Origin of the sequence: Flavobacterium tistrianum (assembly GCF_003254545.1) — a bacterium.
In the GTDB taxonomy this organism is placed as follows: Bacteria; Bacteroidota; Bacteroidia; order Flavobacteriales; family Flavobacteriaceae; genus Flavobacterium; species Flavobacterium tistrianum.
Genome location: NZ_QJRH01000042.1, coordinates 1 through 5292 on the forward strand (window position 1 = coordinate 1; position 5292 = coordinate 5292).

At 36.5% G+C, this 5292-nt stretch carries 6 protein-coding genes and 1 pseudogene; 3 read left to right on the top strand and 4 right to left on the bottom strand.

Going from position 1 to position 5292, the window contains the following annotated elements; genetic code table 11:
- Positions 1–414: 414 nt before the first annotated feature.
- The 4 genes from DMB71_RS22125 to DMB71_RS00250 all read right to left on the bottom strand — a co-directional run bounded on the left by DMB71_RS22125 (position 415) and on the right by DMB71_RS00250 (position 2127).
- A complete protein-coding gene (locus DMB71_RS22125; RefSeq protein WP_262510399.1) occupies positions 415–681 on the bottom strand; it encodes a DoxX family protein in 267 nt (88 codons plus the stop codon).
- Between the two features lie 117 nt (positions 682–798).
- Positions 799–1218 (bottom strand): VOC family protein, encoded by a 420-nt coding sequence (locus tag DMB71_RS00240; protein ID WP_111362680.1) that lies wholly within the window; start codon positions 1216–1218, stop codon positions 799–801.
- A 33-nt stretch (positions 1219–1251) separates the two neighbouring features.
- Positions 1252–1701, bottom strand: coding sequence for an SRPBCC family protein (locus DMB71_RS00245; RefSeq protein ID WP_111362682.1), 450 nt, complete (start codon positions 1699–1701; stop codon positions 1252–1254).
- Positions 1702–1713: 12 nt separating this feature from the next.
- Positions 1714–2127 (bottom strand): SRPBCC family protein, encoded by a 414-nt coding sequence (locus tag DMB71_RS00250; RefSeq protein WP_111362683.1) that lies wholly within the window; start codon positions 2125–2127, stop codon positions 1714–1716.
- Between the two features lie 143 nt (positions 2128–2270).
- Between DMB71_RS00250 and DMB71_RS00255 the strand changes: the two genes are divergently transcribed.
- From DMB71_RS00255 to DMB71_RS00265, 3 genes and pseudogenes are all read left to right on the top strand, one after another.
- Positions 2271–3248, top strand: coding sequence for a GlxA family transcriptional regulator (locus tag DMB71_RS00255; protein ID WP_111362685.1), 978 nt, complete (start codon positions 2271–2273; stop codon positions 3246–3248).
- 216 nt (positions 3249–3464) lie between these two features.
- A pseudogene (locus DMB71_RS00260) lies at positions 3465–3734 on the top strand (IS1/IS1595 family N-terminal zinc-binding domain-containing protein); the annotation flags it as partial.
- 327 nt (positions 3735–4061) lie between these two features.
- Positions 4062–5153, top strand: a complete 1092-nt coding sequence (locus DMB71_RS00265; protein ID WP_162614734.1) for a hypothetical protein — start codon at positions 4062–4064, stop codon at positions 5151–5153.
- Positions 5154–5292 lie beyond the last annotated feature (139 nt).

Sequence of the window (5292 nt, forward strand, 5' to 3'; positions counted from 1 at the left end):
TAGTTAGTTAGTTAGTTAGTTAGTTAGTTAGTTAGTTAGTTAGTTAGTTAGTTAGTTAGTTAGTTTCTTTTCTTCTAGATTGTTTTTAACCCTTTTTCTCTTTTCTTTTAAGATTGTTTTTGTTTTGATTTTGGCAGGCAATTGTGAGGTTGGTTGGAACGGAAAGGTATTTGAAAAGTTGTTTTTAGATTATACTACAGAAGGATAAAGAGGGATAGCAACGCTTGGTTCATCCCTCCTCTATAATACATCTTTTAATATTTTTTCTGTGCTGTGCCACGATTTTTGTACAGGATGGATATGCAAAAAAACTGTTGATAGTCACTTAAGCGCAAATTTCAAAAAAAAGGAGACTTCGCGAACGATTCATTTCTTGCTAATGTAATATTTTCCAGCGGAAAACGAATGTCTGCATTAATTTTTAGGCGAATAAACCTTGTTGTAATAAGTGTAAGAAATCCATAATATCACCAAAAATATCAACGGAAAGAACGATTGGAAACCAATGCCATCTACTGCAAAGTGACTAATACTCGCAAACAGGAAATTAAAAGTAAAACCAGCATATGCAAATTCTTTAAGGCGTTTGGGCACTTGTGGAATTGCTAAAGACAATGCTCCAAGTACTTTAAAAACCACCAATGCATTTCCAAAATAAGCAGGATAGCCTAAATGGCTGATGCCTCGTTTGGCTAGTTCTGTTTAAGAGGTAAGGGCTGGCATCACTCCTTCCATTAAAAAAAGGACGATTGTGGCTGTCCAATAAATTATTTTATCTTTTTTCATTTTTATAGCATTTTAGGTGTTAGAATTTTTAGTGCAATTAAGTATCCAATGATTGCCAAACTTATCGGTAAGGTCACCAAACAAAGCTCCCCAAAAGCTTTCTTCTAATTGGTGATTTGCAGTTCCACCTGCCGAAAGTTTAGCATAACAATCTTTAATTTCTTCTTCGCTGCTGCAGTTTAAAGAAAGTGAAACACTGTTGCCTTTAATCAAACCCTTTTCACTTACCAAATCAGAACCCATAAGCACCAAAGCTCCTTTAGAAAGCGTTGAATGCAAAATGCAATTTTTCATTCGTTCTGGCATTTTTTCAGACAAAGGAGATTCGCCAACGGTTTGAAAGCTGAGCTCGCCACCCAAACACTCTTTGTAGAATGTCATGGCTTGCCTGCAGTTGCCATTGAATGTGAGATATGAATTTATTTGTGTCATTTTCGTATCAAATAAGTATTTAGCATCTAATTTTTAGGCATCAGGGATATTGGGCTCAGTTAATTTTTTCAATTTCTCTAATGATTCCTGCCATCCTAAATAACACATTTCTGACGGTATCATATCGGGGATGCCAGTTTGCGTTATATGTAATTCTGTCCCACAGCTTACTGCAGTTAGCTGTACTGTTGTTATCATTTCTCCAGGCAAATTAGGGTCATCAAATCTATCCGAATATTTTAATAGCTGATTGGGTGCAATTTCCAGATATTCGCCACCAAATGAATGTGAGCTTCCTGTAGTGAAATTGGTAAAGCTCATTTTGTAAACACCGCCTGCCTTAAAGTCAAATTGATGTACTTTACATACAAAACCAAATGGCGGCAGCCAGCTTGCTATGGCATCTGCATCAGCAAATGCGCGAAACACTTTCTCTGGTGAAGCTGCTAAAACTCTGTGCAATGTTACTTTGTCTGTTTCCATCTTGCGTAAATTTTAGTTATTTTCCGTATAATTTTTGAAACTATTTAAGATGGCTTGCCATCCGCCTTTTTGCATTTCAATTGAGTTCTCTGTTTCTGGGTCAAAAGCGACTGTTACTTCCGTTTTATTGTCATTTCCATCAAATTGAACGGTAGCTGTTCTCCCTCCAAATTCATAAGTAAACCCTTGTCCTTCTTTAATATCTGTGTAAATGGCTTCAAAGTCAAAACCAAAACTGCCATCTTTAGCTTCCATTCTGGCTTTGTAAGTGCCGCCAACTTTCATATCATTTTCGGCTTTTGGACAATGCCAGCTTGGGTCTGCAAAATTCCAATTTGTAATGTGATTTGGATTGTTGTAGTAATCCCATACTTTTTTTGCGTTTGCTTCAACAGTTGCTTGAACTGTAATTTTTGAGTTTTTCATTTCCTTATTTTTTAGCTTGTTTATTTATAATACAAAGATGCAACGGCTATTAGTGCATTGCTATGTGCAATAATGACAACTAAAGGGTGATTTATGACAAACTTTAGTTTATCTTTATATTCGCAACCAAATCTTGAAAAAAAATGATGAATGTAAGTATATTTGTTCCCGAAAATTCGGTAATGCAGGCTATCGCTGATCCGCAATATTTGTTTTCAGCAGTAAATCAATTTATGGCTATGGCGGGTAAAATGCCATTGTTTGATGTACAGTTAGTTGGCTTAAAAAAACAAGTGAAAATCAATGAAGGTTCATTTTCTATTACTGCATCACAACTTTTGAATGAGGTAAAGAATACAGATTTAATTATTATTCCTGCTTTGTTTGGCGATATGAAAACGGCTATCGAAGCAAACAAAAAAGCCTTGCCTTGGATAAAAGAGCAATACAATAATGGGGCAGAAGTGGCCTCGCTTTGCGTGGGCGCTTTTTTACTGGCTTCTACAGGGCTGCTTAATGGAAAAAAATGCTCAACACATTGGGGTTTCCAAAATGAATTTATCGAAATGTTTCCTGAAGTAGAAGTAATAGACGGCAGTATTGTTACAGAAGAGCAACGGCTTTATTCAAGCGGTGGCGCTATGTCCTATTGGAATTTATTATTGTATTTGGTAGAAAAGTACACCGATAGGGAAACGGCAATTTTGGCTTCAAAATATTTTGCCATTGATATTGATAGAGACAGTCAAGCCGCTTTTGCGATGTTTAAGGGGCAGAAAAATCATACCGATGAAGCCATAAAACAGGCTCAGGATTTTATCGATAAAAACATTCAGGAAAAAATTACGATTGATGAATTGGCAGGTTTGGTTTCCTTAGGCAGACGAAGTTTTGAAAGACGATTCAAAATAGCGACAAATAATTCGGTCCTAGAATATATCAACAGAGTAAAAATAGAATTTGCAAAACGAAGCTTCGAATCGAGCCGAAAAAACATTAGCGAAGTAATGTACGATGTTGGTTATACAGACACAAAAGCCTTTCGTTCTATTTTCAAAAAAATCACGGGTCTCACACCAGTCGAGTATCGCAACAAGTATAATAAAATGGCTATGGTGTGACGTTTTTTCTGTTTAATATTTTTTGATGGAAATACTAATCTTTATGTAAAAAATAAATTCTTCCATCATAATAAATTATAACCTTTTGAAATTGAATGAATTTTATAAATAAATAATTTAAAGATGAGCAGCAATGCTTATCTTTTTTGTTTTAGTATTGCCTTAAATGAGCTAAAATGGGTAAGAATCCGGTATAGTGTTCCTGAGTTAGTGGTGATGAATTGTTCAAAAAATAAAGAGCAAAAGGTTATTAAAAATGGGAGAACAAAAAATAATAAACAGCAGTACTATTGTAAAATGTGCTCTCACCGTTTTATAGAATATTATACAAATCAAGCTTACAAATTAGATATTAATGAAAAGATTGTTCAATTAACCAAAGAGGGATTAGGGATAAGAAGCATGGCAAGAATACTGGAAATATTAGCTGCAGCATTATTGAAAAGAATTGTTTCAGTTGCTCGAAATATTGTCAAGTCCATTATAAAAAGCAGCGAAGCATGAAGCCTTTTGATTTGAGAAGTAAGGCAGTGTTTTTAGCTTTATTTTGGCTGGCGAAGGGGAGGGTGGTTAGAGAGGTTTGTTTATTTAAAGGAGAAATCATTAAACTCTCTTTTAGTTAGTTGCTTAGTCAGCTTTAGACTGTTGATATTTTTATTAGATTTTTTTTAGTTTGATTTTGGCCAGTGAGAAAGAGGCTGGCTTGAAGGGAATTGTTTTTTGTAATATTTTGTTTAAAAATAAGTAGGGAGAAGACGATGCCAATGAATCGAAAAAGCTATTTTAGCCATGAATTGCCAAGCTAATAGCCATATGAGAAAAGCCCTTTTAATTCTTGCCTTAATTTCCCTTAAAATGTCGGCCCAGATTTCAGAAGCTCCCGGATTGGGCCTGCCGCTGGATATCCCTGAAGACAGCTATCAGGAACTGGTACGAACCTATCTTAATCCAAACAGGAACAATGGGTTCTACAAAAACAACTATTCGTTTGAAAGCGCCGATTTTGATCTGAAGAAAGGCAGGCCGGTCAAACAGCTCAGCATTGACAATAACAGCGATGGAATCAATGAATATCATCTGGCCTTTAATGCGGATGGCAGGATTGAGCGATGCGAAAATAAATTGAGAAACAGCACGATGATTTACCAGTATCTTAAAAACCTGATAGTGGTCACCAAAAGCAATAGGAGTTCGAACTATAAGAATATCGTGTCTTCTGCAGAAACCGACTCGATTTTTTTTGACGGCAGACGAAATATAATAAAGCATTCCAGCACATTGAAGGTGGATGAAAAATTTGGCGGAGGCTACAGGAGAATGGTCGTTGAAAACCAGTTCTCAAAAGAGGGCATACTGGAGAAAAAATATTACCGTTCCATCGATCATCTTAATACCCCTTTAGAGGAGATCGGGGAAACGGTTTATGAAAATTACAGGGATTCGATAGTGGAAAGATATTACCGTATCATGGGAAGCAGATTATCGGCCACCCGTACATCCAAAGAGAACTTTGCTTCAAAATCAGTCTATTTTCTCGATAAGGGCGGCAGGGTTTTTCGCATTGCTGTTTTTTCGCAAGACGGTTCATTAGATCTGGAAGTTTCCGTAAAGCATAATGATGCTGGAAGAATCACCGAACTGGTGAGCTCAAGGGGAGCAAGCGGCTATTTTAAATATAACGGCGACGGCACCATAGCATCCATCAGAGAGATGCTTGAAAAGAACGAATACTTTAAATACGAGTGCATCTATGACAGCCATGGCCGATTTGCGTCGGCTGTTGATAATGGAGAAGAGGTTAAGGGATTTGAGCGGATCTATACCTATGACCGATACGGCAACTGGGACACTTTAACCTTTCCAAACAACGGCAATGTGACGACCCGAACCATAACCTATTACTAAAGCGGCTGAAAGGCCATTCAGCTTATAGCGCTGTTTTTTAGACAAGTTGCTTTAAGTGGATAGACTGTTTAAAAGTTAGTTAGTTAGTTAGTTAGTTAGTTAGTTAGTTAGTTAGTTAGTTAGTTAGTTAGTTAGTTAG